The sequence below is a fragment of the Rhodococcus sp. 05-2255-1e genome (assembly GCF_002259025.1).
Taxonomy (GTDB): Bacteria; Actinomycetota; Actinomycetes; order Mycobacteriales; family Mycobacteriaceae; genus Rhodococcoides; species Rhodococcoides fascians.
Genome location: NZ_NOZE01000033.1, coordinates 176164 through 202209, shown reverse-complemented (window position 1 = coordinate 202209; position 26046 = coordinate 176164). Strand labels below are relative to the sequence as shown.

Sequence of the window (26046 nt, the reverse complement as noted above, 5' to 3'; positions counted from 1 at the left end):
ATTGCTAGGGGGGATCGAAAGCTATGCCCATCAACATCATTCGAACCACGGACGGCTGGTGGCGTCTCGACGGCGACCAGGCCGTCAAGATCGACACCACCGCGCAGACCACCCGTGAGCTACTGGGTGATCGCGCGGCCATCGAGGCGGCATCGGGGGTCGGGACGAACGTCGCCGAGCTCCGGCTCGTCTCGCCCATCACCGCACCCTGCCGAGTGGTGGCGCAGTTGCTGAACTACCGTTCCCATGCGATCGATGCCGGCTCCGACCCGAAGACCCTGCAGCCGAAGTTCTTTCGTAAGTCGTCCGCGTCGATCAGTGGCCCGAACGATCCCATTCGGCAGCCACCGGAGGTAGCTCTGCTCGACTACGAGATCGAGCTGGGCGTGGTGGTCGGTGCCGATATCCCCATCGGGACAACCGTCACCGACGACAACCTCGCGTCCTACGTGGCGGGCTTCGTCGTGGCCAACGACGTGTCGGCTCGGGAGATCCAGTTGACGAAAGTGCAGGTGTACGAGAGCAAGTCGTATCCCACCTTCACCCCACTCGGCCCTCGGCTGGTGCTGCTCGACAACGACGAGCTGCGACGACTGCCCGAGCTACGCATGACACTGGCGGTCAACGGGGAGATCCGTCAGGACCAGACCATCGGCGACGACCTCATCACTCCTCCCGCCGAGGCCTTCACCAGACTGGCCCGTTTTCAGAACATGACCGCAGGCGACGTCCTGTTGACCGGAACTCCGATCGGCACGGCAATCTCCGCGCCGCCCAAAGCAATCCAGAAGATCGGCGAACTCATCCCGCCGGCACTGAAGTGGAAGTTCTTCTTCGCACGCCAAGCCAAGAACCCGAAGTACCTTTCGGTCGACGACGTCGTCACTGCCACCATTCGCACTCCGGACGGGTCGATCGACCTGGGGACCCAGGAAGCCGTCGTCCGATGAGCACTCCTGTCGTCATCATCGGTGCCGGTCCGGCGGGGACCACTGCAGCGCTTCTGCTGGCGCGCAGGGGTATTCGAACGGTATTGCTGGAGCGTCGAACCAGTCCCTTGTTCCATCCGGCGGCTCACGTCATCAATGCTCGGACGCTGGAGATCTGGAACGAGTACAGCCCCGAACTGGCCAAGTCGATAGCGGCGATGTCGCCTCCGCACGAGCAGGTGAATCTGATCAGCTGGTACGGCGACCTGGCCGGTGACGCCATCGGGTCGATCGATCTGCTGTCCGATCCCGAACGCAAAGCCACCGTGGAAAGTCAAAGCCCGTACATGGTGTCGCACATCGGCCAGCACATTCTGATGCCCGCACTGTGGGACGCCGTGGACGCCGAACCGCTGATCGAATTTCGCCGCGGAGTCTCCGTCGAATCGGTCGAATCGAACTCCGGTGACGCGCGCGTCGCCTTCCGCACCCTCACGGGTGACGCCGCCGAAGTACGTGCGCCGTACGTCCTCGCTTGCGACGGCGCCAACAGCGCGACCCGCGACGCCGCCGGGATATCGCTGACCGGACCGGTACTCGCCAACATGGGCAGTGCGTTCTTCACGTCGACAACGCTGTTTCCCGACGACGCGCGTCCGCTGTTGAGTTGGATCTACACCCCGGACCTGTGCGGAGTGCTCATCTCGCACGCCGACCACCGCTACATCCTGATGACGGCCTATCTGCATCCAGCGCAGGAGATCGCCACGAACGGCCGTCGATTCTGGGAGAAGACGCTACCGAAGGCGTTGGGTACGAACGACTTCACGCTCGAATCGACGGGCACGTGGGTGATGACGTCGCAGACGGCCGACACCTTTCGCCACGATCGGCTGCTGTTGCTGGGCGATGCCGCTCACCGCTTTCCGCATACCGGCGGCTTCGGGCTCAATTCCGGAGTGCAGGATGCCCACAACCTCGCGTGGAAGCTCGATGCCGTGCTCTCTGGTGCGGCAGGCCCGGAGCTGCTGGACACCTACGACACCGAGCGCCGCCCGGTGGTGGAGAAGTTCGCCGAACAGAGTGTGGCCAACCACTTCCGCATGGACGACATCGGCAAGCGCGTCGGGATCACCAACGCCATGCTGGCCAAGGCAACTCAAGCCATGGGCCGGGCACCACTGAACAAGATTCCGGGCCGACTGATCGCGCCCATCGCGGCTGCAGCAACCCGCAAGCAGATGAGTCGGTCACGAAGCCTGCGCCCGGACGTCCCCGGGTCGGCGGAACTGCGTGCCGAGATCGCCGCGGCGATTCCACTGCAGTTGGAGCATTTCGTCTCCACCGGTCTGCAATTCGGCTACCTCTACGACAGTCCACTGATCGCGCAAGACGCGTCGACGAAGCCCGTGGAAGATGTTGTCGATTACGTGCCCACCACGTACCCCGGTGCGCGATTGCCGCACGCGCTCGTCTCGGCCGACGGGCAACTCGTCTCGCCGCACGACGTGTTGGACCCGAACATGTTGACGCTGTTCACCTTCGATGGTTCTGCGTGGGAGCCGGTGGTGGAGAGTATGCATGATGCACGCCCGGGTATGTCGCTCGTCGTGCTGGATGCACCCGTCGGCGTCGATCGCAACGAACTGATATCGCTGTACGAGGTAGGTGAGACCGGAGCGGTCCTCGTCCGACCCGACGGTCACGTCGCCTGGCGTACCAACGATTCGGGGAGTTCGCTGTCCGACTTCCTCGAAACGCAGTGGAGGAGGTACTACGCCGAGACCGTGTGACAGGCAAGGAGTTGTCAGGACCGGGAATCGATGCCGGATCGATTCCCGTTACCGAGGATCGTGGCCACTGCGGCGTCCACCGAGACACTGGAGTCCAGTATCGACACCGATTCGAGGCACCCCGCGACAAGGTGGATCAGCATCTCGACGACCGTGTCGATCTCGAAGGCGCTCTCGTCTTCCAGCCACCTGACGGTGGTCTCGTCGATGGCGGCGACGGCGGCCCGCCCGGCCATAGCGATCGCACTATTGTGCGGATCGAGACCGAGCAGCATCGCCCCGGCTGTGAGAACGCCGGCCCGAGCTTCCTCGAATACCTGCCACGCCTCCGGATCGGCCCCTCGGCCGCCCAGCACCATGCGTAGCGCCAGGCCCCGATGAGTGCGGAGATACGTGAGATGAGCTTTCAGCGCCGCACGCAACTGCACGTCGGGTTCCGCATCCGGGAGATCGACGAACGACTGGGACAACCCGTCGGCCGTCGCACGCATGGCCTCGAGATAGATGCCCCGCTTGTTACCGAAGTAGTGAAACAAGAGGCCGTGCGCGACATCGGCGGCCTCGACTATCTCGGTGACACCGACCTTGTCGTAAGGGTTCTCGGCGAAGAGGGCAACCGCGGTGTCGATCAACCGTCGACGAGTCTCCGCCGCCTGCGCAGAGCGCGCCTGCTTTCTCGAGGAGGCCTCCGGCACTGTAGATCCCATCTCATCGCGTCGGCTCACGGCACCTCCGTGAAACACTGACGAGCTTAGGCCATCGGCCCGGGCACGACGCGCGTCGACGTATAGGGCTTCATCATGTGCGGTCTCGATCAGATGATCGGGGTGATGTGGTCGTGCAGTTCGACCCCCAGCAGCGCCTTGCCGTAGGTCTCGATCGACACTCGCGGCAGCATCACCGCATGTCGCGCTCCGACATTCGAGTCACGCCAGATACGTTGCAGCGCATTGACATCTGCGAATGCTCCCGCTCCGGTGGCGTCCAACAGAATGTTCAACGCCTCGTTGATGCTGCGCAGTGCTGTTGCCGCGTCCCCGCGCACCCGTGCGCGTGAGAGCAAATCCGGATATTCAGCTGCGTCGGCCCACCGCATCACGTCGTCGGCGGCGCGATAGGCGTGCAGATGGGCGGTGTCTATCTTCAGCGCGGCCTCGGCAACCATCATCTGGAAGGCGACTGAATCGGCTTGGCGGTCGAACACCGTGTAGGCCAAGGACTTCTCTGCCGCTTTGGTTCGTACCAATTCCAAAGCAGCTCGGCCCATTCCGAGCTGTGGACCCACCAGAACCATCACCAGCATCGGCCCGAACGCGGACCGCGCGAAGGCCGAATCCGTGCGTTCGGCGACATACGATCCGCTGAAAGCCCCCATCATCGACAGCATCCGATGCTCGGGCACGAACACATCTTCGGCCACGACGGTGTTGCTGCCGGAGGCTCGCATGCCCGCCACGTACCAGGTGTCGTCGACGCGATAGTCGCTACGAGGGATCAGCGCCATGCCCTGATCCATCACCGATCCGTCTTCGTCCTCGATCACCACACCGCCCGTGCACCACGTCGAGTGCAGGCTCGCCGACGCGTACGGCCACTGACCACTGACCCGATACCCACCCTCCACCGGCTTCGCGACGGCCGTGGGCGACACGACGCCCGAAATGATGACGTCGGGCCCATCGGCATACACCTCCGCCTGCGCCTGCTCGGAGAACAAACCCAGCGCCCAATGGTTGACGTTGGACAACGTGGTGACCCAGGACGCGCCACCATCACCTTCGGCAACAGCGGCAGAGACGTCGAGCATCGTGCGTAGGCCGGATTCGAGTCCACCGAACCGGGTCGGTGCCGCGACCCGAAAGGCGCCCGCTCGCCGGAGGGCGTCGACGGTGTCGTCGGAGAGCCGACGGGCCCGCTCGTTCTCGGAGGCACCCTTCTTCAGCTCGGGCAGCAACGCGCGCACATTGACCAACACGGCTGCGCCGCTGTCGATGGGGTGGTTCTCGAGAACGGGCGGATTTGTGGCGGCAGTCATGGTGTTCCCTTCGATTCGGCCCCGAGTCACTGAGGCGGCAGGAGATCTGAGTCTCCCGACCGTACGAGTTAGTTGACTCGAAGTCAACGTTGACATCAAGTCAACAATGGTGCGTAATCGACAGGAACATCCGCCATCGAAAGGACCGTGATGACTACGACGACCACCATGAGCCGAGACATCGCCGCCTCGCCCGAGAAGGTCTGGAACACCGTCTCGGACGTCACCACGTTCGAGCACTGGCATGCCTTGCACGTCGGGTGGGAGGAACTACCACCGCAGACCATCGCGGTCGGAGCGGTGATGGTCGAAAAGATCAAGGTTGCGGCATTGGTCGACACCATCACCTTCGAGGTGAAAGCATTCGACCCGCCGCACGAAATCATCTTCGACGGCAAAGGATCGACCGGCTCGAAAATTCACATGCGCGTGGAATGCCAAGCGTCAGGCGAGAATACGACCGTCACCATCGACCTCGTCGTGTCCAGCCCGTTGCTGGTCGGGCCCATCGGCAAAGCGCTACAGGGGACATTCAAGAAGCGGCTCGGAGAAACCCTCGACGGACTCTCGACCTATGTCACACAGCCCTGACGCGGCGATGGACCGTCGACCGCCGTGATCGGAGCCTGATTCCCACCGTCACGACGGCGACGATCGCTGCGGCACATACAGCCGTCCATCCGACCGTGGCGTTCGTCAGCTCGCCGCCGAGACGCCCCTGCGCCAGCCATCCCAGGCCCCACACGATGGCGAGCATCGGAGCGATCGCTCCGTTCGAGCAACGCGCCAGAGTCACCCCGACCAGTGCTGCGACGGCCAGTACAACGACCGCCCACACCGTCGCGCCACCGGTGACTCCGAGATCGACCAGCCACGCCGAGATGTTGGCGATGGTGGCCACGCACACCCACCCGAGATAGAGGCCCATCGTGCCGTCGGTGATCACCGCGTCGACCACGGATTCCGGGCGCTGCTGTTGCAGGAGAACGAACACGCGCACGAGAGCGGCCAACAACGCAACGATGACCACCACGCTGAGCCACACCTGCCCGAACTGAATCGCAAGAATCCACGCAGGATTGAGCAACATCGACGCGATGACCGGTGCCCGCAAGGCGTCGTGACGTGCAGTTCGACCGGGTAGGAACTGCCAGACGGCATAGACGATGAGACCGGTGTAGATCACCGACCAGATCGAGAACGCGGGACCAGCGGGAGCCACCAGCGTCGACGTGGCACTGAGCGCCCCGCCGGCCGCCTCGGCAATGGGCGTCCCTATCCACGCGCCGGAGCCGAGAAACGACACCACAACCGCTACGACCGCACTGACAACGACGCCAATCCTCATGGCTGCGATAGTCCCCGAAAATCAGAAGCGACAAACCCTGAACTGCGATGCCGCTACGTTGTGCTGATGACATGGCGATGGACGGTGGGACTGATGCTCGTCGCCATCACCGCGGTCACCTGTGCGTCGCCGGTGTCGCTCGGACCCGCACGTCCGGCGGCCCAAATCGGATCAGCGGAGTCCTTCGAATGCCAGGTTCTTCAGCCGGTCGACAGACCGACCCCGGCTGTCGATCGGCCGATCCCTGGAACAATTCCGGAGGATTTTGTGCCGGCAACCGCGGTCATGTGCGAAGGCGGCGAAACCGTCGATCCCGACGGCACAGTCGCCTACCGCGAGCTACGCCGAGCGGGAGACTTCTCCACCGCGATACGTCTGCTGAACGAGCCGTCCGAACGCGAGCTGAATGCGGACCTGTGTCCGACCTACAGCGTGGCTGAACCCGATCAACTGTGGCTCGAAGACGCTCAAGGCAGAGCGATGCAACCGACTCTTCCCGTCGGAGAATGCGGCCTCGCGAAACAAGACGGAGTCGAGGCAATCCGGGCACTCGAGTTGGTGGACGTGGCGGAGCATCGCGACCCTGTTCTCCAACGGGCACGGCTCAGCGTGTCCAGTTGCTCCCCTCATTATGCCGACCCCGTCGTGGGTACCGAGCCCGCCACGGGACTGACGGTCGGCTACATGTATTGCTTGTTCTCCGGCAGGGTCCCTGTCGGCACCACAGATGAAATCGGGATATCGATCGAAGACTTGGCACCCGCCGGGCCCTGCTCGATGTCCGCAACGCGGACGGCGGTGACGACTTATGTTGCTGGATGGCCGTCGAACATTCGCAATTTCACCATCGAACTCGACGGATGCCGTCGCGTCATTCCCGACGGGTATGCGCCACTGCAGGCGACCGAGGAGTTGTTGGCTGCGTTCTGGTAGACACGCGATATGCCCGCATCCATTGCCTTGTCGTCTCGTCGACTCTTCGCAGCTGCGTGTGGGCTCACGCTGGTGACGGCCGTCGGATGCAGTTCGTCGCCCGCTGTGCCCGACTCGCCCGCGCCCGCAACGACGTCCGCAGCACAGTCGGGGTACGAGCTGACGGGTACTGCGGGGACGCTGCTCGAGTCGGAGGATTTCGGGTCCCGGTCGGCCAGGCTCACTGCGACGGGAGCGACCGTCTATCGCTTCGTGTACGAGTCGACGTCCGGTATCGATGATTCTGCGACTGCGGTCTCCGGTGTCGCCGCTGTTCCACCCGGTACACCTCCGGCAGGTGGATGGCCGATCGTCGTCTACGGCCACGGCACCACCGGCGTACAGGCCGACTGCGGGCCCTCCCTGTACCCCGACCTACTCGGATTGGACTCCACGGTCGAGGCTTTCACCGAACTCGGCTACGTCACGGTGTTGCCCGACTACCAAGGACTCGGTAGCGGAGACGGCACCCACCCGTACCTGGAGCCGCGCACTGCGGGCCACAACATGATCGACGCGGCTCGCGCCGTCCACAATGCCCTGCCCGAGACCTCTGCTCGGTGGGCGGCCGTCGGATTGTCGCAGGGCGGGCAAGCCGCTTGGGCTGCAAACGAATTGAACTCCAGCTATGGGCAAGGGCTGGAACTGATCGCCTCGGTCTCATTGTCCCCGCCCACGGATCTGACACCGCTGGCGCGTGCCGCCAGGGACGGCACCCTGACCACACCGCAGAAAGGGCTGCTGCCGTACCTGCTCTACGGGGCGCAACAGGTCGATCCCACCCTCGACCCTCGCGACTACAGCGGCACGGTGGCCCAGACCAACGCAGAACTGCTACTCGCGTGCCAGGGCACGAACACCGCAACCAAGGAGCGCGCGGTCAGCGAGATGGCACCGACGGAGTTCGCACCGAGATCCCCCGAGGCAGAACAGAAGCTGTTCGATCTGATCGGCCGCTACACCCTCCCGCAGGTACGAACCACCGTGCCGATGTTCGTCGCCTACGGTGCGCGCGACGACATCGTGCTACCGCAGTGGACGGCCGACGCCGTCCGCGCAGCGTGTGCGCTCGGCGATCGGGTTGTCGCTCAGGAACAAACAGAGCAGGGACACAATGTGAGCGACGACGCGGCCGTGCAATTCCTCGTCGCCGAATTCGCCGGTGCATCGGTTCCCAGCACGTGCTGACCAACGAAAGGATTCTTCGGTGAGCGAGAGGATCGCACGCTACACCCATGGCGGACTCGATTTCGACGTCCTCGACCAGGGACCTCTGGACGGACCGATTGTGTTGCTGCTACACGGCTTTCCCGAACGAGCCGCGTCGTGGTCCGCAGTGATGGACCAGCTGAACGAGGCGGGGTTCCGAACAATCGCGCCCGATCAGCGCGGGTACTCGCCGGGTGCCCGACCCAAACGCCGACGCGACTATCGCGTCGGTGCGCTCGTCAACGACGTCGTGGCCCTCATCGACGAAATCGGTGCCCCGGTGCATGTGGTCGGCCACGACTGGGGAGCGATGATCGCGTGGGTCACCGCAGGCCGACGCCCCGATCTGGTGTCGTCACTGACGGCATTCTCCGTCCCGCATCCCGGGTCGTTCATGACGGCTCTGCTCACCTCACGACAAATTCTGCACTCCTGGTACTTCGCATTCTTCCAACTGCCGGTGCTCCCCGAGAAATGGATGACACGGCCTGGCCAGAGGGCCGAAAAGTGGTATGAGAAAAGCGGTATGAATGCGGACGACCTGGAGCGCACGCGCACGGACGTCGTCGACTACGGCGCACTTCCCTTCGCTGTCACTTGGTATCGCGGACTGCCGTTCTCCAACCCTGGTATCGGCCGTCTGCGCATCACAGTCCCGACATCGATGGTGTGGAGTGACGGCGACACCTTCATCGGCCGCTCGGCCATCGAACGCGCACAACAGTACGTCGATGCCCGCTACACCCTGACTGTGCTTGCCGGAGTGACACATTGGATCCCGACTCAGGCACCGACCGAAGCCGCGCAGGCAATCATCGCCAACGCCTCATAGATGCCTGCGGCAGTGGTGCGGTTATGTGCCCTCTGCGGCGCATTGCCGCACCACTGCCGCAGGCACCACGGGCATACTGGAGTCATGGATTCCGTCGGACTTCTCACCGAACTGGTCACCCAGCCCACTGTGTCGGGTGATCCTCGTCCCCAGCGCTCATCGATGGACGCAATCGTGTCCGTACTCAGGGCCCGCGTCGGTGACCTTGCCATCGACGGCGATCCGGATGGTCCCCACCCATGGCTGTTGATCACCAATCCCTCCCCGCCGACGTCGAAGCGGTTGATGTTCGCGTGCCACGTGGACACCGTTCCGGCGGGCGATCTGTCGAATTGGCAGTTCGATCCCTTCGCCGCGGATATCGAACACGGTGTACTCCGTGGCCGCGGCACCTCGGACATGAAGGCCGGGCTTGTTGCCGCCACCGCTGCGGTGATGGACGCCTTCGGCAACGGGGTTCCTGCCGCCCTGTTGCTCACCAGCGACGAAGAGATCGGGTCACTCGGTGCGCGTGCCGCCCGCCACGCCGTCGCCGACTGCGCCGTGGGAGCGGTTGTGGTTCCCGAGGCGACAGGGAACCAGGTACACCTGGGGCATCGAGGAGCACTGTGGGTCGATGTAACCACCAAAGGCATTGCGGCACATGGCAGCACTCCACAACGGGGCGAGAGTGCAATCATGAAACTGGTCGACGTGTTGGCACGAGCCCGCACCGAGCTCCCGCTGTCTACGGATCAGTTCCTGGGCGCCGAAACGTTCAACGTGGGATTGATCGACGGCGGCTCGGCACCCAACATCGTTCCCGACACCGCACACGTCGTCGTCGACCATCGCACCGTCGGGGACGGCTCGGCACTGCTGTCCTGGTGGCGCGATCAACCCGAGGTCGATCACGCCGACGCTCGCATCGATCTGCCAGGAGTTCGCACACCCCAAGGCGACCGATGGGTGGATGGCCTTCCGCATACCGTTGCTACAGAACCGGTCACGTACTTCACCGACGCGTCCATCATCGGATCCGCTGCCCCCGGTGCCCCTATTGTCGTGTGGGGGCCGGGGACGCCGGCACTGATGCACGCCGCCGACGAAACCGTGACGCTCGACGAACTCGATGCGGCGATCGTGGCCTACACCGCGGCGACGCGTGCGTGGCCGACCGTCGACTGACGGACCACCAACTCCGGCTGCAACGCGATGTGCGCAGTGCCGGTGTGATCGCTGTTCATGGCCTGATCCAGTAGGCGAGTGGCCTCTTCAGCGATTCGTTCCTGCGGTTGCCGGATGGTGGTCAGCGGCGGATTGCTCAATGCAGAGAACGGAATGTCGTCGAACCCGGTGACCATCACATCGCCCGGGACCGACAATCCCAGAGCCTGGCAGCTCTGCAGCACCCCGAGGGCGATCAGGTCGTCCGCACCCACCACCGCATCGGGCCGCGTGGGAGAAGCGAGGATCGAGCGCGACGACTCACGCCCCCAGTCGATCGAATAATCACCCAACAACGTCCACTCGTCCCGCGTCCGAATCCCCACGCGCTCGGCATGGCGGAAGAAGCCCGCCCGCCGCAACTCCGTCGACGAATTGGTCAGCTCGGAACTGATGAACGCGGCACTCCGAACACCCTGTGCAGCAAGGTGATCCATGATCAGGCCCTGAGCGGCGTCATCATCGACGCCGACCCAATCGGTATGAGTATCGAGAGCGAAGCGGTCGAGCTGGACCACGGGGATCGCACGGGCCGACGCACGAACCGCCTCGGCGGAACGTTCTCCATGGCACGGGCTGATGATGATGCCGTCGACCTGACGCGAGACCAGACTACGCAGCCGTTGCGCCTCGACTTCCGGATCCGATCGCGAATCGCACAGGAACAACTGCAGTCCACGCTGCGAGAGAACATGTTCGACGTTGACGACGAGCGAGGTGAAGAACGGGTTGGCAATACTGGGCACCACCATCCCAACCGTGTCCGTGCGGTTGCGGCGCAGCGAACTGGCGATGATGTTGCCCGAATAGCCGAGATCGGCCGCCGCCTGCCGAATGCTCGCGGCCACGTCGTCCGACACCGGACGTGACCCCGAGAGCGCCCGGGACACCGTGGCTGTCGAGACGCCCGCGCGCTCCGCGACGTCGCGAATGGTTGCTTTGCGCATCCAACTCCTACTCTCGCGTGTGAACCGAGGCTAGCGAACCGCACGGTCGCTTGCGATGCTGTTTACACAGTAGAGGTAATCGTTTACATAAACGACTCGCGAATTCCTTGACACGACCCGGTGCCGATCGCCTACGGTGCATACATACGAGGCAATCGATTACATCGCCTCGGTCGACGACCACACCAGAGGAGCTCCCTACGTGAGTACGTCCCCGTCGGATCCGAACCCCTCAGCCTCGCTGGGGGTATTTCCGACCAAGCCGTCGGCGCTGGCCGAAATGTTCACCTCGGCACCTGCACTCATCGGCGCAATCCACCTGCCCGCACTGCCGGGCAGCCCGCACTACAAGGGCCAGCCCGTCTCCGAGATCGCAGCCTTCGCCGTGGAGGAGGCGCACGCATACATCGACAACGGATTCGATGGCGTCATCGTCGAAAATCATTGGGACATACCCTTCCTCAAGCCCGGAGAGCACGGATACGAAACAGCCGCCAGCATGGGTGTCGTCACCGCCTCCGTCGTCGGTGAGTTCGGCAGCAGAGTCGGAGTATCCATCCTGTCCAACGCGGGCGAATGCGGCGTGGCCGCAGCGTGGGCCGCCGGAGCGAGCTTCGTGCGGGTCAACCAGTGGGCAAACGCCTACATCGCCAACGAGGGATTCATCGAAGGCCAAGCAGCCAAGACCACCCGCTTTCGCCACCGCATCGGTGCCGACCCGGTCAAGATCTTCGCCGACGTGCACGTCAAGCACGGTGCCCACGCCATCGTTGCCGATCGCACCATCGCCGAACAGACCGAGGACGCGGAATTCTTCGACGCAGACGTCCTCATCGCCACCGGCTCGAGAACCGGTGACGCCGCCTCGGTCGACGAGGTGTCGGTCATCAAGAACAACACAGTGCTCCCCGTCATCATCGGATCGGGAATCACGGCGGCCAACGTCGCCGACCTGATGAACGAGTGCGACGGTGCCATCATCGCTTCTTCGGTGAAAGAGAACGCACGCTGGTGGGGCCGTGTCTCCGGCGAGAAGGTTCGCGACGTGTCCCGCGCAGCCGGGAAGTAGACGATGATCGTATTTTTCGGCTACGCCAACAACGATGTGACGGTTCATGTTCCGCATGTTCCGACCCTCGGAGAGAGGGTGCAGGCCACGACGATCGAGTCGATCGACGGCGGCATGAATGCCAACGCCGCAGTGTCGGCAGCCCGCATGGGAGCCCGCGTCGCGTTCGCCGGAGCGGTGGGCCCGGACATCCGATCCTCCGAATTCCTCGCGGCCCTCGAACGCGACGGAGTCGACACCAGCTGGGCACCGCGCGACGCATTCCTTTCCACCGCAGTGGTTCTCATCGCCGACGGCGGGGACCGATCGATCATCAGCCAGGACGACGCCAACGACGCAGGCAGACTACGCACGGTCCTCGACAAGCTCTCGATCGACGGTGGACGCGTGTTCCTCGACGGCTACCGCGCATCGATGCTCCCACCCACACTCCCCGACAACGTCGGCCTCGCCATCGACCTCGACGGCTGTGACGACCTCGACGCCGCACTGCACGCATTCGCCCTTGCCGACCACGTCATCGTCGGACGCAGTCTGTGGCAGAACAGCTTCGGCATTCCAGCCGAACGGTGGCCGATACTGACCGCCGAGCACGACACCCACCTCGTCGTCACCGACGGCGAACGCGGGTGGACCCTGGTCACACCCTCGGGTGAGACCATCACCGAACCGGCAGTACCGGTCGACGTCATAGATGCCGTCGGAGCCGGAGACTGCTTCTGCGGTACCTACATCGCCTTCATCGACGCGGGCGAACTCCCGATCCACGCAGCCCGAATGGCGGGAGCCTCGGCAGCTCTGGCCTGCGCCACAGCCGGACCACGCGGATGCCCCACGCCGACCGAACTCACCGACTTCACGACCACGCTCGCCACTGTCGACCTTCAGGAGACCCGATGATCAAACGCGCACTCCCCCTCGTTCTCGGTGCCGCACTCGCGCTCACCCTCACCTCGTGCGATTCCGCATCCAGCAGCGACACCGCGGGCGGAACCGACGCAGCTGCGTCGAGCATCCCGGATCCGAGCCGCGTCGCCGATTCGTGCGACGGTAAGAACGGTGCCCTCAAGGTCGGTCTCGTCACCATCAACCTCCAGGCGCTGTTCTTCAATCAGATCAACAATGCTGCCCAGAAAATCGCGGACCAGACCGGCGTAGAGCTGCAGATCATCAGCGGTAACGACGACTCGGTCAGCCAGGCCAACGCTTTCGACAATCTCATCGCCTCGGGCGTGGACGCGATCATCGTCGACGCCATCGACACGGACGGCATCAAGCCCTCGATCATCAAGGCTGATGCTGCGGGCATTCCGGTCGTCGCAGTCGACGCGACCGTCGACGATCCTGCCGTGGACACGCAGGTCGGCACCGCCAACGCCGAAGGCGGCGTTCAGATCGGCGACACCCTCACTGCGTTGGCGAACAACACCGGCACCGTGGGAATCGTCGGCGCACTCAACAGCACCATCCAGCTCGAACGTCAGAAGGGCTTCACCGATACCGTCTCGGCGGCCGGGATGACCGTCGGCACCGTGGTCGACGGCCGCAACATCCAGGAGAACGCGCAGACCGCAGCCGAGAACCTGCTCACCGGCAACCCGGACATGCAGTACGTGTACGCCACCGGGGAGCCTGCTCTGATCGGATTGGTCGCCGCGGTGAACAGCCAGAACGCCCAGGACCGAATTCAGGCCGTCGGCTGGGATCTGTCCGATCAGGCCGTCTCCGCTCTCAACGCAGGGTGGCTGAAAGGCGTCGTGCAGCAGAACACCTTCGAGTTCGGCTACGAGGCCATGAATGCCGCCATCGACCTCGGCTGCGGACGGACCGCACCAGCTGACATCCCGGTACCGACCCAGATCGTCACTCCGGAGAACGTCGGCGACTACATGTACTACCTGGAGAAGTAGCCCTATGGCACAACAAGACCTGACGGTCGCGCCACTGATCGAACTCTCGGGAATCACCAAATCGTACGGCCCGGTGAAATCGCTTCGCGGAGTCGACCTTCGACTCGCCCGCGGCGAAGTACTCGGCGTCGTCGGAGACAACGGCGCCGGCAAGTCGACGCTCATGAAGATCCTTGCCGGCGCCGTCCAACACGACGGTGGAGAGATGCGGGTGAACGGGGAACCGGTGCGCTTCTCGACACCGCTGGACGCGCAACAGAAAAAAATCGGCATCGTCTACCAAGACCTCGCCCTGTGCGACACCTTGGACGTCGCAAGCAATCTGTTCCTCGGCCGCGAGCCACGCAAAGGGCCGTTCCTCGATCGCCACGGGATGCACGAACGTTCCGCCAAGATTCTGGCGGACCTGCACGTGAAGGTGAAGTCGACCTACCAGGAGATCGGGCAACTGTCCGGTGGGCAACGCCAGACGGTGGCCATCGCACGCGCGGTCTCGTTTCGACCGGACGTGTTGATTCTGGACGAACCCACCGCCGCTCTTGCTGTGGCAGAGGTCGAATCAGTCCTCAAGCTCATCACCGACGTCGCAGCCCAAGGCGTCGGAGTCATCCTGGTGACGCACCGCCTACAGGACCTGTTCCGGGTCTGCGACCGCATCACCGTCATGTACGAGGGGCAGAGCGTCGACGATGTTCCGATCGGCGATCTGAACATCGAGTCGCTCGTCGGATTGATCACGCGCACGCCGGTTCCCCAGCGTTCACCCTCCTCGCCGGAAGGCCGCCCATGATCACCGTGGACAAGAAAGCCCAGCCGACCGTGGAGAAACTCGCGGCACGCCCGACTCTGTGGCAGCAGACCAACAAACCCACCCTGGCCATGCTGGCGGTCACCGTCGCAGTGGCCCTGGTGTTCTCGGTGACGACGTCCTCGTTCTTGACCTTCACCAACATCTCGAATCTCGCGACGCAGATTGCTCCGGTGCTCATCATCGCCGTTGCCATGACGTTCGTGATCACCACCGGTCAGATCGATCTGTCGGTCGGAGCGACCGTTGCCTTCGTCGCCGCGATGAGCGCCGAACTCATCCAAGCCGGAGTCGACTCGTCGGTGGTATTCGTCGCGGCACCTCTGATGGGTGCCGCATGGGGCTTGGTCAACGGTTGGCTCGCCGCGTATCAGGGCATTCCGCCGTTCATCGTCACCCTGGCAACCCTGTCCATCATCCGCGGCATCGCGTTGTACAGGACCGAGGGCTTCTCGGTGCCGATCACTCCCGGTACCGCCTTCGCGAAACTGGGTACGGCGTCGTGGCTGGGCTTTTCGGCAAGCGCATGGATTGCTCTGGCCGTAGTGATCGTCGGCGCTGTTGCGCTCAACCGCACACGATTCGGCCGCTACGTCACCGGAATCGGCTCGAACGTCGAATCCGTCCGACGCTCCGGCGTCAACACCCGTCGCGTGCTGATGATGACCCTGGTGTTCACCGGGCTCGCCGCGGGCATCGCGGGCCTATTGATCGCTGCACGACTCGGTTCGGGATCGGCCAACTCCGCCAATGGTTTCGAGCTCACCGTCATCACCGCAGTGGTGTTGGGAGGCACCAACCTGTTCGGCGGCCGGGGAACGGTCATCGGCACCGTCATCGGTGCAGTGTTGACCGGCATCATCGCCAACGGCCTGACGCTACTCGGTGTGAGCCCGTTCCTGACACCGATCATCACCGGTGTCGTTCTGCTCGTCGCCATCTGGATCAACATGCGCGGGCACTCTCTGGCTTCGCTGTTCAAGCACCTGCAGAGCGCACCGGGTAAGCAATGATCGTCCAGACCGTCACCGGGCCGATCGACTCCAGCGAACTGGGACTGGTGCTACCGCACGAGCATCTGCACAACGACGCCTCGACCGCGTATTCCGAAGCTGCCGACCCGGCTCTGGCGCAGTTGCTGTCCGGTCCGGTATCGGCGGACCGCGCCTGGCTGCTGCACGACAACCCGTACCACAGCGCAGACAACTGCCGAGTGGACGACGCGGCGGCCGTACTCGACGACCTGAAAGTGTTCGCGGACAACGGCGGTACCACGGTCGTCGACCTCACGCCGCCGGGCATCGGGCGGCGACCCGAGATCCTCGAGCACTACTCACGCGAGTCCGGAGTACGCGTCGTCATGGGTTCGGGCTGGTATCTCGAACCCACGCACCCGCCCGAGGTCACCGCGCTCGGTATCGACAACCTCGCGGCCCGGCTCATCGCCGAATTCACCGGCGACGGGCCGCGGCCGGGGGTGATCGGTGAGATCGGCGTTTCGCCGTCCTTCACCGACGCCGAGGCCAAAGCGCTGAGAGCCGCCTGCATCGCCCAAAGAGAAACCTACGTCCCTTTGTTCGTCCATCTCCCGGGCTGGCAACGCAGAGGACATCAAGTCCTCGACATCGTCGTGGACGAGATGGGTGTCGACCCGGCAGCTGTGGTGCTCTGCCACATGGACCCCTCGGGCGACGACCCCGACTATCAGTGCGCCCTCGCCGATCGCGGCGTCTTCCTCGAGTTCGACATGATCGGCATGCCCTTCGAGTTCGCAGGCGAGGGCCAGTCGCCGTCGCCCGCCGATACGGCGTTCGCGATCTGCGGCCTCGTCGGTGGCGGCTATCGATCCCAGTTGCTGCTCAGTCACGACCTGTTTCTCAAGTCGATGCTCCGGAAGTTCGGTGGCAACGGATTGGCCTACGTTCCAGTCTCTTTCGCAGCGCGGCTGGTCCGCAGCGGAATGGATGCACACCACGTCTCCTCGCTCATGCAGGACAACCCCAGGTCGCTCTTCGAGAGCGCCGGAAAAGGATAGAGAACCACCATGGGTAAGAAAGTTCTGATCGCCGGCGAAAGCTGGATGACCTCGTCCACCCACGTCAAAGGCGTCGACGAATTCACCGTCCATTCCTACGTCGAAGGGGTCGGACCCCTGCGTGACGCACTCACCTCGCGCGGGCACGAAGTGGTTCACATGCCCGCGCACCTCGTTCCCACACAATTCCCCGGCACGGCCGAGGCCCTGTCCGAGTTCGACGTCATTGTGCTCTCGGATATCGGAGCCAATTCGATTCAGCTCGCGCCCAACGTGTTCGACCGTTTCCAGGCCGGCGACGACAGGCTTGCCGCACTGCGTGAGTGGGTGAGCAGCGGAGGAGGACTGATCATGATCGGCGGGTACCTGTCGTTCTCCGGTTTCCAAGCGCGCGCCGCGTATCGGCAGACTGTGCTCGCCGACGTATTGCCGGTGACACTGCTGGCCGAAGACGACCGAGTCGAGGCTCCCGGCGGAATGGTTCCCGATGTCGTCGACAGCACGCACGCCGCACTGGGTGCCAGCGGAACACAGTGGCCCGCCTTGCTCGGTTACAACCGAGTGGTGCCGAAGGAGGGCGCTGCCGTGCCCGCCACCATCAATGGAGATCCGCTCGTCGCGGTCGGCGAATACGGCTCGGGCCGATCCGCGGTCTTCACCTCCGATTGCTCGCCGCACTGGGCCCCGCCCGAGTTCTGCGAACAATGGCCCGGTTACACCGACCTGTTCGACGGCTTGATCACGTGGGTTGCCGGCGCGTGACCCGCTCGCAGCAACTCGTCGAGCGTCAACAGCCCAACCTCGCTGCTGCTCAGCAAGTTCGGTTCATCGTGCAATCGACGGACGGATCACTCTCCGATGAGGACTTTCGAAGGTACCTGGTGATCGAGGAGGCGTTCGTACTCACTGCAGTCCGCATTCTGGGGCTGGTCGTCGCGGAGTCGACGTCATTGGACGACGCGTCGGATCATGTGATGTCGATGTCGAACCTCGTCGGAGAACAGCGAGCGTACTTCGCCGGTCTCCGCGAGAAGTTTCCGTTCGACGGCAATACCGAAGAGTTGATCGCGAGTTCCTCGGCGCTGTCGGACTATGCCCTCGGACTCGTGCAGCGAGAAGGTAGAAGTGCCGCTCTGGTAGCGATGTTCGCTGCCGAGACTCTGTACTTGTCGTGGTGCCGAACTGCGCTGACGTTCTCCACCGAACGCGAACCGGCACTTCAAGAATGGATTGCCATGCACACCCGGTCGACCTTCGTCGCTCAGGTCGACGCACTGGCCCATGAAGTCGACCGCATGGACGCCGTGGACGACGAGACGCTCGACAGGTGGTTCGAGGGGATGCTGGCCGCCGAAAACGAATTTCACGACGCAGTGTGAGTGCCTGCGGCAGTGGTGCGGTTATGTGCCCTGGGCGGCGCATTGCCGCACCACTGCGCGAAGCGCACTCAGCTCTTCTGCGGCTCGATGGTCTTCTGCGTGTTGTCGTGGGCGATCTCGATCTTGCGCGGCTTCGCCCGCTCGGCCAGCGGGATGGTGACCGTCAGGACGCCGTTGTCGTAGGAGGCCGAGATCTTCTCCGCGTCGACGCCGTCTCCCAGGGAGAGTTGCCGACGGTACGTTCCGGCGAACCGCTCCGACGAAAGCCACTGCACACCATCACTACTCGGAGCGGTGCGATGCGCCGTCAGAGTGAGGGTGCCGCGGTCGATGTCGACGTCGATGGAGCCGGGATCGACGCCGGGTAGGTCGGCGTTGAGTACGTAATGGTCGTCGAGCTTGTACAGATCCATCGGCATGAATCTGGGCGCACGGTCCGAACCACTGGTCGCGCCGAGCATGCCGGCAGCAATGGAGTCGAGGTCACGGAACGGATCGAAGCGAAGCACAGCAACCACCTCCTGTACGACGAAGCGTCCGCCCCTGTGGCGGGCCGCCCTTCACTGTGCAGAACCCAAATTAGCACTCTCCACCGGAGAGTGCCAAGAGGTAGTTCAATTTTTTCCTGTGTCCAATTGCGTTGCAGTGGTGCAGCTGTGGGCTCAACTGCACCACTGCGGACATCTCAGGCTGCGTCGGCCAGTCTGACGAGATCGCGCCCCTTGGTTTCCGGTGCCAGGTACGACGACACCAGGGTGATCGCGGAGTAGATCACGAGCATCGCCGCGATGGGCCACCAGCTACCCGTCCATGCGGTGAGGCTGGCCGCGAGCAGCGGTCCGATGGCAGTGGCGAGGATGCCGCCGATCTCCTTGGACAGCGCGAGCTGCGTGAAGCGGGTACGTGCGCCGAACAGCTCCGCCATCGTCACGCTTTCGAGCGAGAACAGGCCGAGGACACCGAGGTTCAGAGCCAACACCATCGCGACGACGAGAGCTACGGTGTTGCCGCTGGTGACCATCAGCATCAGCGGGAACGCCAGGATCATGGTGAGCGCACTGAGCACCATGTACATCGGACGACGGCCGAACTTGTCGCCCAGGATGCCGATGATCGGAATGGTCGCGAAACCGATGAGCGAGCCGTAGACGATCGCGCTGGTGGCGATAGAACGATCGATCAGCAGCGTCGACGCGATGTAACCGACCAGGAACGTCTGAATCAGTCCGGAGTTGCCCGCCTGACCGAAACGCAGACCCAGCGCGATGAAGAACGCGCGCCCCTTCTTCTGCTTGAGACCGGACTCGAGAACGCTGACCTTCACGTCCTCGTCGGTCTTCTCGATCTCGTCGCGCGAGAGAGCCACACCGTCGACCACATCGGCACGCTCCTCGAAGACCGGGCTCTCCTTCAGGTTCGAGCGCAACCACACCGCGAAGATCATCAGGAAGAAGCTCGCGAGGAACGGCACTCGCCAGCCCCAGCTGAGCAACTGATCCTCGGACAGGACAGCGAGCAGCAGGGCCCAGATAGCCGAGGCCGCAAGGGTTCCGGAGTTGGTTCCCAGGGAGACCAGCGATGCGATGAGACCTCGACGCTTGTCCGGTGCGTATTCGACCAACATGACCGTCGCCCCGGCGATTTCGGCTCCGGCACCGAAGCCCTGGATCAGGCGGAGGGCAACGAGCAGGATCGGCGCCATGATGCCGATCGCGTCGTACGTCGGCAGTGCGCCGATGAGGGTGGTGGATGCGCCCATCATCGCAATGGTGATGAACAGGACCTTCTTTCGACCGATCCGATCGCCCATCCGGCCGAAGTAGATGGCACCGACCAGGCGGGCCACGTAGCCGACTCCATAAGTGGCCATGGCCGCGATCAAGCCGATCGCCGGGCTCACGTCGGGGAAGAAGATGCGATTGAAAACGATCGCGGCGGCGAGCGAATACAGCTGGAAGTCCATGAACTCCATTGCCGTACCCAGCCAACCGGACATCGCCGCCTTGGTGAGGTCTTTAGTGCTGCGAGTCGGGACGGCGGTGTTACCGCGATCGTCCGTCGACTCGTTGGTGTCCTGTGACATCCGAAGCTCCATTGCTGGTGATGATCGATGAGTTCATGATGCGAGTTCGCCGCGGCCTCCGCGAGACCTGTGCCTCATCGAGGAGGGTTGGTGGCGCTCGACACAGTAATATACAAGCACTGTTATACCAGCGAGTCAAATGTTTTCCGCTGCCGGCCCGGTGGACGCGATAGCTCGAACCGGCGATCCCGTGCCACCGCTGATCGGCAGCGGGATGAGATTGAGCAGGCACCAATCACCGAGCTGTGGCAGGTTGGCGAAGTTCTCACCGATGAACACACCCGACCCGAGCACGACCTCGTGCACCGGGAACGTCCGGTCACAGCCGGCAGCGTCGGGCGAGGGCGTGTCTGCCGCAATGAGAACCACACCGCGTTCGACGAGTTCGGACGCCAGGTCGACGTCGACGGACGGCCACCGGCGCATGAACCCGCTGTCACCCCACCTGGCTGCCCACCCGTGGTCTACGAGCACGCTGTCGCCGGCCTCGACAGGGCCCGCTGCACACTCGAAACGGCGAAGGTCCTCGATACCGACATTCCCCTCGCGTTCGAGAGGACGCAGAACTGCAGCGCGAGTGAGCACGTACGCGAACGTGGTGACGTCGTGCCCTCCATCCACGATATGAAGAGGCGCATCGAGATGAGTTCCCGTGTGCTCACCCATTGCCAGCTCGAAATGCGATGTCGGGTCTCCCCAGTCCAGCGACCCCCGTTGGACGTGGCGGTACGTGGGGTGGCCGGCGAATGCAGCCATCCCCTCGACCAAACGGTGGCTCAGCTCGACGCGGGTAAGGCCGGACATGGAGGCAGCGAGTGCCGCCATCCGTGCCCCTGCCTGCTCTGCGCTGTCGAACATCATTCCGCGACGACCGCCTGAGCGGTTTCACGAACACGGCTGAGCGCCCACAGTCCGATGATCGGGCCCGCAAGCAACACAGAGAAAGTGATCAGCCAACCGCCACTGTCGAGAACTATTCCTGTCACTGCCGACGTGATTGCGCCGCCGATACCGGTACACACTCCGATCATCAACCCCATCGCCGATCCAGCCTGCTTGGGAGCCGAGTCGATGACCAGCGAGTAGATCACGGGGTAGGGGGCATTCCTGAACAATCCCCAGACCAGCAACACGACCCACGCCTGCCATGCGTGTGCGATCAACAGCAACGGCAGGATCGACACGATCCAGCCGAACGTGAGAATAACGAGAATCTTTTTGCGGCCGAACTGATCCGACAAGGTGCCCCACAGGATCTGACCGAACCATCCCGTCAACCCGGATGCACCGGACACGAGAATCGCTTGGCCCGAGGACATATCGGTACGGTCGGTGAGGAAAATGACCAAGAAGGTAGAGAGCCCGAGTTCGCACCAGAGGAAACCGAAATTGACCACCATCACTCGACGTAGATTCGCAATACGGAGAGAGTCGGTGATTATCCGCAGCGGAGAACGCTTGTCCTCCTTGTGCTGGACGGATTCGAGCGGAGGCGTCAGTCCTCGGGCGCGAATCCATTCGTACACACGCTCTTGATTCTTCTTGGTCCCCAGGAATGCCTGAGCAACCATGATCGGTACGCCGATCAGAGGTATCAAGAGGAATGCAGTTTGCCAATCGGCGAACGTCACAATTGCCGCAATGACGGCAGGGCCGATGAATTGTCCGAGCGGGAAGCCGATGTGGTGCGTGCCGATGGCGAAGCCGCGATTCTCCTTTTGCCACCATTCCCCGACGATCGCAACATTCGTGGACTCACTGCCTCCGCGGCTGACTCCCATGACCACTCGCATGATTTGGAACGTCACCCAGCTCGAAGCCAGAGCAAACGTGAAGACGCCACCGATGACCGACAGCGCCATAGCTGCGATCCACACCCACGTCCGGCGATAGCCCGTTCCGACCACGTCGGACAACCAGCCGAATGCAAAAGCACCGAGAACGGTCCCGAGGAAGAACAAGGAGTTGACGAACCCGGCCGACGAATCCGTCAAGCCGAAATGATCTTTGACGAACGGCAGGACGGCCGGCAGGATCGCCGCGTCGATCGACGTCATCAAAATAGCCAGGGTAGTGATCAGCAATGTCCACCAGGACACCGGATGAGCTTTGATACGCCAACGCGACGGGGTGACCGTCTGCAGTTCGTCAGTACGATTCATGAGACTCTCTCGAAGAAAGCCGGCGCCAGAAATGAGCCGGTCCAACCGGAATGCCGCGTCCGTGATGCGCGCCACAGTAATATACAAGCACTGCAATACCACGGAGTCAACACCCGAGACGGATTACATTCAGCTGTGCAACCGAAATCCTCCTGCGGCGCGACCGTGCTCTGCCGATACAGCCCAATCATTGTCCTGGAGCAGGTTTCACCGCATGAGCCAACTTCCACCTACGCAGGTGACATCTGGAGGGCGAAATTGGTCCGCCGCATTCGAGGTCGAAATCCCACCCATCGGACAGAACGTCGAATGCAGACCGAACTACGCGGTGCCGAGCGCACTCGCAGAACGGGCCAGTTCCTCTATCGCGGCCCAGTCTCCCGCCTGCACCAATGAGCGCGGGGTGAGCCAGCTACCGCCGACACACACCACACTCGGCAACGCCAGGTAGTCGACGGCGTTCTGCGGGGTGATCCCACCGGTCGGGCAGAACGTCAAGTGCGGCAACGGGCCTGCCAGCGCGCCCAGTGCCGCTGCGCCACCGGAGAACTCGGCGGGAAAGAACTTCATCTCGGTCGATCCGGACTCGGCAACGGTCATAGCCTCGGTCGCAGTCGACACGCCCGACAGAACAGGCACCGGTAGCGTGCGTACCGCGTCGAGCAGACCCTTCGACGATCCGGGTGAGACCAGGAACCTCGAGCCGGCATCCACCGATCTCATGGCATCGTCGCGGTTCAACACCGTTCCCGCGCCGATGACCACTTCCGGCACGTCCGCAGCGATTGCCGCAATGGCACCGAGCCCGGCCTCGGACCGCAATGTCATCTCGATGATGCCGATACCGCCCGCAGAAAGTGCACGCGCCAGCGGCACTGCGTCCTCGACCCGATCGATGACCACCACAGGAATCACCGGGCTCACGCGCAATACGTCGCGAGCGGTAAGGCTTTCGCCAGAAATAGTGGGTTCGAAGGTCATACGAGTACTCGTTTCCACTCGCTCAGCGAGTTGGTCCGTAGGAAGTCGGTCCACGCAACGACCTGCGTGCCGAACGGTGACGCGGGCCCGAGATCGGACCCGAAGATGGACTCGACAGCGAGCAGGTCCGACGCCGACCCGGCCCGAGCCAACCGCGCCGACAACGGATCGTCCAGTGCACGTCCGGCTTCCGTCTCGGCGAGAACGAAGGCGCACCAGGCTGCGACGGCGAGTGCGAGCATGTCCGTCGAGCCATCCGCCGACGCCGCGTCCCGCACGGTTCCGAGTAGGCGCGGTCCGAGCTTCTGCGATCCGTCCATCGCCACCTGCCGGGTGGTGTGTTTCAGCGCCGGGTTGGCGAATCTCGTGCGGACCTCGTTGCCGTAGCCGACAGCGTCCATTCCGCCGGCCGTCGTCGGCGCAACATCTCGGAGAACCATGGCCCGGCATATCTCGTCGAGCTCCGGATCCTGGACCGCCTCGGCGATGGTGTTGTGTCCACGCAGAATTCCGAGGTAGGCCAACACCGAGTGGGTGGCATTGAGGACGCGCAACTTCATGGTCTCCCACGGCTCCACGTGTTCGACGAACTGCACGCCCACGCGTTCCCACGCCGGTCGCGGACCCGCGAAATCGTCCTCGATCACCCATTGCCGGAAGGGCTCGCACACCACCAGGGCGTCGTCGCGCAGTCCCGTTCGTCGTTCGTTGTCCGCCCTGTCCTCATCGGTGGTAGCCGGCACGATTCGATCGACCATGCTGCTGGGGAACGTGACTCGACGCGAAATCCATTCGGTCAGACCGTCGTTCATGCCGCGTGCGTCGACGAAGGCACGGACCAGTTCGGAGAGTATGCGCCCGTTCGACGGCAGGTTGTCGCAACACAACACCGTGAGGGGCGCATCGCCTGCCATACGTCGAGCCAGGCCCGCCACCAACTGTCCGGCAACGGTGCGCGGCGGCCTGCCTGCCAGATCCGCCGCGATCTCCGGATCGTCCAGGCGCAGTCGACCCGACGCGGGGTCGAGTCGATAGCCCTTCTCGGTGACCGTCAGCGTGACGATGTGCGTTGCGGGATCGGCGATGGCCTCGACCACCGCGCTGGGGTCAGCGGCCGCGTTTCGTACGTCGAGCATCGAACCGACGACGGTCGCCGTCGTCTCCTCGGTTCCCTTCTGCACCAGGGTGAACAACCCGTCCTGCGGGGCAAGCTGGTCCACCACGGTGTTACTGCGCTGAGTGAACCCGGTGATGCCCCAATTGGTCTCACCGGTCAGCAGCGCCGCCTCGTAGGTGAACGCGGCCTGATGCGCCCGATGGAATGCCCCGACGCCGAGATGCACGATTCCGCTGGACGTGGGACGAACGACCTCGGCGGTCGCATCGGACAATCGTGTGGCCACCGTCATGTCGTCACTCGTTCTCTGTGACGTCGTATTTCGGCCAGCGGTGCGATGAGGCCGGTGCCGCCCCGCCCGCCGACGCTCAGCGATGCCGCAGCAGCTGCCAGCGCTGCGGCCTCGCGAAGATCGTCGCCGAGCGCGAGACGGGCCGTCAGAGTGCCGGCGAACACATCTCCGGCACCGGTCTGGTCGATGACGTCGAGCGCGGGGATCACCGGTTGGTGCGCCGTCCCCGCAGCGGTGACGATGCTGGACCCTTCGGACCCTTGCGTGACCACCACGGAACGTGCACCCCAACCCATAAGGGAAGCTGCAGCAGCCTCCGGCTCGGTTGTGCCCAGAAGCAATTCGATCTCGCTCGGTGCCGATGGCACCATCACCTCGGTACAGGGAGCAACGCTCTGCAGGAATGCGCGGGCCTGGTCGGCCGTGGTCAACCTGGGGCGAAAGTTGGGGTCGTAGACGAATCTGCCCGAGCGCTGCGCCGCGTGCAGCATCGTGCGGGCGAGCGTCGGCGACAGTGCCGCAGCGATTCCGCCGCCCAGCACGGCACCCGCGTTCTCGATCACACCCTCGGGCAGGTCTGCCACATCGAGCTGACTGCCCACCGATCCGGCTCGGGCATAGGAGAACTGGCGATTCCCCTCCGGATCGATGTGCAGGAAGTAGACACCCTGCTGTCCAGGAACACGCCGAATGTAAGTGTCGTCGATGCCGAGTTCACGAATACGCCGACAGACGGCATCACCGAGTTCGTCGTCGGACACCCGCGCGATCAGGGCTACCGAAGCACCTGCAGCAGCGGCCGCGGCACCTGCGTTGACGACATCTCCCGACACCCCGAGCGCAGCACCTGCTCCGTGCCGGAAGGCCTCGGTGGTCGAGACCTCGACGAGGGGCTCGCCGAGCAGCACGACATCGAATTGCGTTGTGGTCATGTGGCGC

27 protein-coding genes are annotated in these 26046 nt (G+C 63.7%); 15 read left to right on the top strand and 12 right to left on the bottom strand.

Annotated elements, in window-relative coordinates:
- The first annotated feature begins 23 nt into the window (after window positions 1–23).
- Window positions 24–950: a fumarylacetoacetate hydrolase family protein gene (locus CH262_RS19895; RefSeq protein ID WP_094718237.1), complete on the top strand. Its 927-nt coding sequence runs from the start codon at window positions 24–26 to the stop codon at window positions 948–950.
- Entirely contained in the window at window positions 947–2722 is a 1776-nt protein-coding gene (locus CH262_RS19890; protein ID WP_094718236.1) for an FAD-dependent monooxygenase, read from the top strand. Before CH262_RS19895 ends, CH262_RS19890 begins: the two co-directional genes overlap by 4 nt.
- A gap of 14 nt (window positions 2723–2736) precedes the next feature.
- Here the strand turns inward: CH262_RS19890 and CH262_RS19885 are convergent, their stop codons facing one another.
- Both CH262_RS19885 and CH262_RS19880 read right to left on the bottom strand, forming a co-directional pair.
- Complete coding sequence (locus tag CH262_RS19885; protein ID WP_143547137.1) at window positions 2737–3447, bottom strand: TetR/AcrR family transcriptional regulator; 711 nt, start codon at window positions 3445–3447, stop codon at window positions 2737–2739.
- A gap of 89 nt (window positions 3448–3536) precedes the next feature.
- The gene (locus CH262_RS19880; protein WP_094718234.1) at window positions 3537–4757 is read right to left on the bottom strand and encodes an oxidoreductase; all 1221 of its coding nucleotides are present in this window, start codon (window positions 4755–4757) and stop codon (window positions 3537–3539) included.
- 150 nt (window positions 4758–4907) lie between these two features.
- Here CH262_RS19880 and CH262_RS19875 point away from each other — a divergent pair, with 150 nt between their 5' ends.
- Window positions 4908–5348: a type II toxin-antitoxin system Rv0910 family toxin gene (locus tag CH262_RS19875; protein WP_094718233.1), complete on the top strand. Its 441-nt coding sequence runs from the start codon at window positions 4908–4910 to the stop codon at window positions 5346–5348.
- On the opposite strand, the gene CH262_RS19870 is transcribed toward CH262_RS19875, so the two are convergent.
- The gene (locus CH262_RS19870; protein ID WP_094718232.1) at window positions 5335–6105 is read right to left on the bottom strand and encodes a TspO/MBR family protein; all 771 of its coding nucleotides are present in this window, start codon (window positions 6103–6105) and stop codon (window positions 5335–5337) included. The two genes, CH262_RS19875 and CH262_RS19870, sit on opposite strands and share 14 nt — an antisense overlap.
- A gap of 66 nt (window positions 6106–6171) precedes the next feature.
- Here CH262_RS19870 and CH262_RS19865 point away from each other — a divergent pair, with 66 nt between their 5' ends.
- The 4 genes from CH262_RS19865 to CH262_RS19850 all read left to right on the top strand — a co-directional run bounded on the left by CH262_RS19865 (window position 6172) and on the right by CH262_RS19850 (window position 10285).
- The gene (locus CH262_RS19865; RefSeq protein WP_143547136.1) at window positions 6172–7038 is read left to right on the top strand and encodes a hypothetical protein; all 867 of its coding nucleotides are present in this window, start codon (window positions 6172–6174) and stop codon (window positions 7036–7038) included.
- A 9-nt stretch (window positions 7039–7047) separates the two neighbouring features.
- Window positions 7048–8265 carry a lipase family protein gene (locus CH262_RS19860; RefSeq protein ID WP_094718230.1) on the top strand — a complete coding sequence of 406 codons (1218 nt, stop codon included), beginning with the start codon at window positions 7048–7050 and terminating at the stop codon, window positions 8263–8265.
- Window positions 8266–8284: 19 nt separating this feature from the next.
- The gene (locus tag CH262_RS19855) at window positions 8285–9118 is read left to right on the top strand and encodes an alpha/beta fold hydrolase (RefSeq protein ID WP_094718229.1); all 834 of its coding nucleotides are present in this window, start codon (window positions 8285–8287) and stop codon (window positions 9116–9118) included.
- An 84-nt stretch (window positions 9119–9202) separates the two neighbouring features.
- Window positions 9203–10285 carry a M20 family metallopeptidase gene (locus CH262_RS19850; protein WP_094718228.1) on the top strand — a complete coding sequence of 361 codons (1083 nt, stop codon included), beginning with the start codon at window positions 9203–9205 and terminating at the stop codon, window positions 10283–10285.
- Here the strand turns inward: CH262_RS19850 and CH262_RS19845 are convergent.
- Complete coding sequence (locus tag CH262_RS19845) at window positions 10246–11271, bottom strand: LacI family DNA-binding transcriptional regulator (protein WP_032406079.1); 1026 nt, start codon at window positions 11269–11271, stop codon at window positions 10246–10248. The genes CH262_RS19850 and CH262_RS19845 overlap by 40 nt on opposite strands.
- A gap of 202 nt (window positions 11272–11473) precedes the next feature.
- Here CH262_RS19845 and CH262_RS19840 point away from each other — a divergent pair, with 202 nt between their 5' ends.
- From CH262_RS19840 to CH262_RS19805, 8 genes are read left to right on the top strand one after another with little or no spacing between them, the layout of a single operon-like run.
- The gene (locus tag CH262_RS19840; RefSeq protein ID WP_256988878.1) at window positions 11474–12340 is read left to right on the top strand and encodes a BtpA/SgcQ family protein; all 867 of its coding nucleotides are present in this window, start codon (window positions 11474–11476) and stop codon (window positions 12338–12340) included.
- Window positions 12341–12343: 3 nt separating this feature from the next.
- Entirely contained in the window at window positions 12344–13240 is an 897-nt protein-coding gene (locus CH262_RS19835; protein ID WP_032387635.1) for a carbohydrate kinase family protein, read from the top strand.
- Window positions 13237–14250, top strand: a complete 1014-nt coding sequence (locus CH262_RS19830; protein WP_094718227.1) for a substrate-binding domain-containing protein — start codon at window positions 13237–13239, stop codon at window positions 14248–14250. Before CH262_RS19835 ends, CH262_RS19830 begins: the two co-directional genes overlap by 4 nt.
- Before the next feature lie 4 nt (window positions 14251–14254).
- A complete protein-coding gene (locus CH262_RS19825) occupies window positions 14255–15040 on the top strand; it encodes an ATP-binding cassette domain-containing protein (protein WP_032392130.1) in 786 nt (261 codons plus the stop codon).
- Window positions 15037–16071, top strand: coding sequence for an ABC transporter permease (locus tag CH262_RS19820; protein ID WP_032374888.1), 1035 nt, complete (start codon window positions 15037–15039; stop codon window positions 16069–16071). The genes CH262_RS19825 and CH262_RS19820 overlap by 4 nt, the downstream gene beginning before the upstream one ends.
- Window positions 16068–17093: a phosphotriesterase family protein gene (locus CH262_RS19815; RefSeq protein ID WP_027495428.1), complete on the top strand. Its 1026-nt coding sequence runs from the start codon at window positions 16068–16070 to the stop codon at window positions 17091–17093. The genes CH262_RS19820 and CH262_RS19815 overlap by 4 nt, the downstream gene beginning before the upstream one ends.
- Window positions 17094–17102: 9 nt before the next feature.
- Window positions 17103–17855, top strand: coding sequence for a glutamine amidotransferase (locus CH262_RS19810; protein ID WP_027495427.1), 753 nt, complete (start codon window positions 17103–17105; stop codon window positions 17853–17855).
- Window positions 17852–18472, top strand: a complete 621-nt coding sequence (locus tag CH262_RS19805; RefSeq protein WP_032374885.1) for a TenA family protein — start codon at window positions 17852–17854, stop codon at window positions 18470–18472. The genes CH262_RS19810 and CH262_RS19805 overlap by 4 nt, the downstream gene beginning before the upstream one ends.
- 68 nt (window positions 18473–18540) lie before the next feature.
- On the opposite strand, the gene CH262_RS19800 is transcribed toward CH262_RS19805, so the two are convergent.
- From CH262_RS19800 to CH262_RS19765, 8 genes are all read right to left on the bottom strand, one after another.
- A complete protein-coding gene (locus CH262_RS19800) occupies window positions 18541–18981 on the bottom strand; it encodes an Hsp20/alpha crystallin family protein (RefSeq protein WP_027495425.1) in 441 nt (146 codons plus the stop codon).
- A 176-nt stretch (window positions 18982–19157) separates the two neighbouring features.
- Complete coding sequence (locus CH262_RS19795; protein ID WP_032387751.1) at window positions 19158–20555, bottom strand: MFS transporter; 1398 nt, start codon at window positions 20553–20555, stop codon at window positions 19158–19160.
- A 135-nt stretch (window positions 20556–20690) separates the two neighbouring features.
- A complete protein-coding gene (locus CH262_RS19790; RefSeq protein WP_094718226.1) occupies window positions 20691–21416 on the bottom strand; it encodes a cyclase family protein in 726 nt (241 codons plus the stop codon).
- Complete coding sequence (locus tag CH262_RS19785) at window positions 21413–22717, bottom strand: MFS transporter (protein ID WP_094718225.1); 1305 nt, start codon at window positions 22715–22717, stop codon at window positions 21413–21415. Before CH262_RS19785 ends, CH262_RS19790 begins: the two co-directional genes overlap by 4 nt.
- A 207-nt stretch (window positions 22718–22924) precedes the next feature.
- Complete coding sequence (locus CH262_RS19780; RefSeq protein ID WP_094718224.1) at window positions 22925–23011, bottom strand: hypothetical protein; 87 nt, start codon at window positions 23009–23011, stop codon at window positions 22925–22927.
- Between the two features lie 27 nt (window positions 23012–23038).
- The gene (gene eda / locus CH262_RS19775) at window positions 23039–23698 is read right to left on the bottom strand and encodes a bifunctional 4-hydroxy-2-oxoglutarate aldolase/2-dehydro-3-deoxy-phosphogluconate aldolase (RefSeq protein WP_094718223.1); all 660 of its coding nucleotides are present in this window, start codon (window positions 23696–23698) and stop codon (window positions 23039–23041) included.
- Window positions 23695–25107 carry a mannitol dehydrogenase family protein gene (locus tag CH262_RS19770; protein WP_094718222.1) on the bottom strand — a complete coding sequence of 471 codons (1413 nt, stop codon included), beginning with the start codon at window positions 25105–25107 and terminating at the stop codon, window positions 23695–23697. The genes eda and CH262_RS19770 overlap by 4 nt, the downstream gene beginning before the upstream one ends.
- Complete coding sequence (locus CH262_RS19765; RefSeq protein ID WP_094718422.1) at window positions 25104–26039, bottom strand: sugar kinase; 936 nt, start codon at window positions 26037–26039, stop codon at window positions 25104–25106. The genes CH262_RS19770 and CH262_RS19765 overlap by 4 nt, the downstream gene beginning before the upstream one ends.
- Window positions 26040–26046 lie beyond the last annotated feature (7 nt).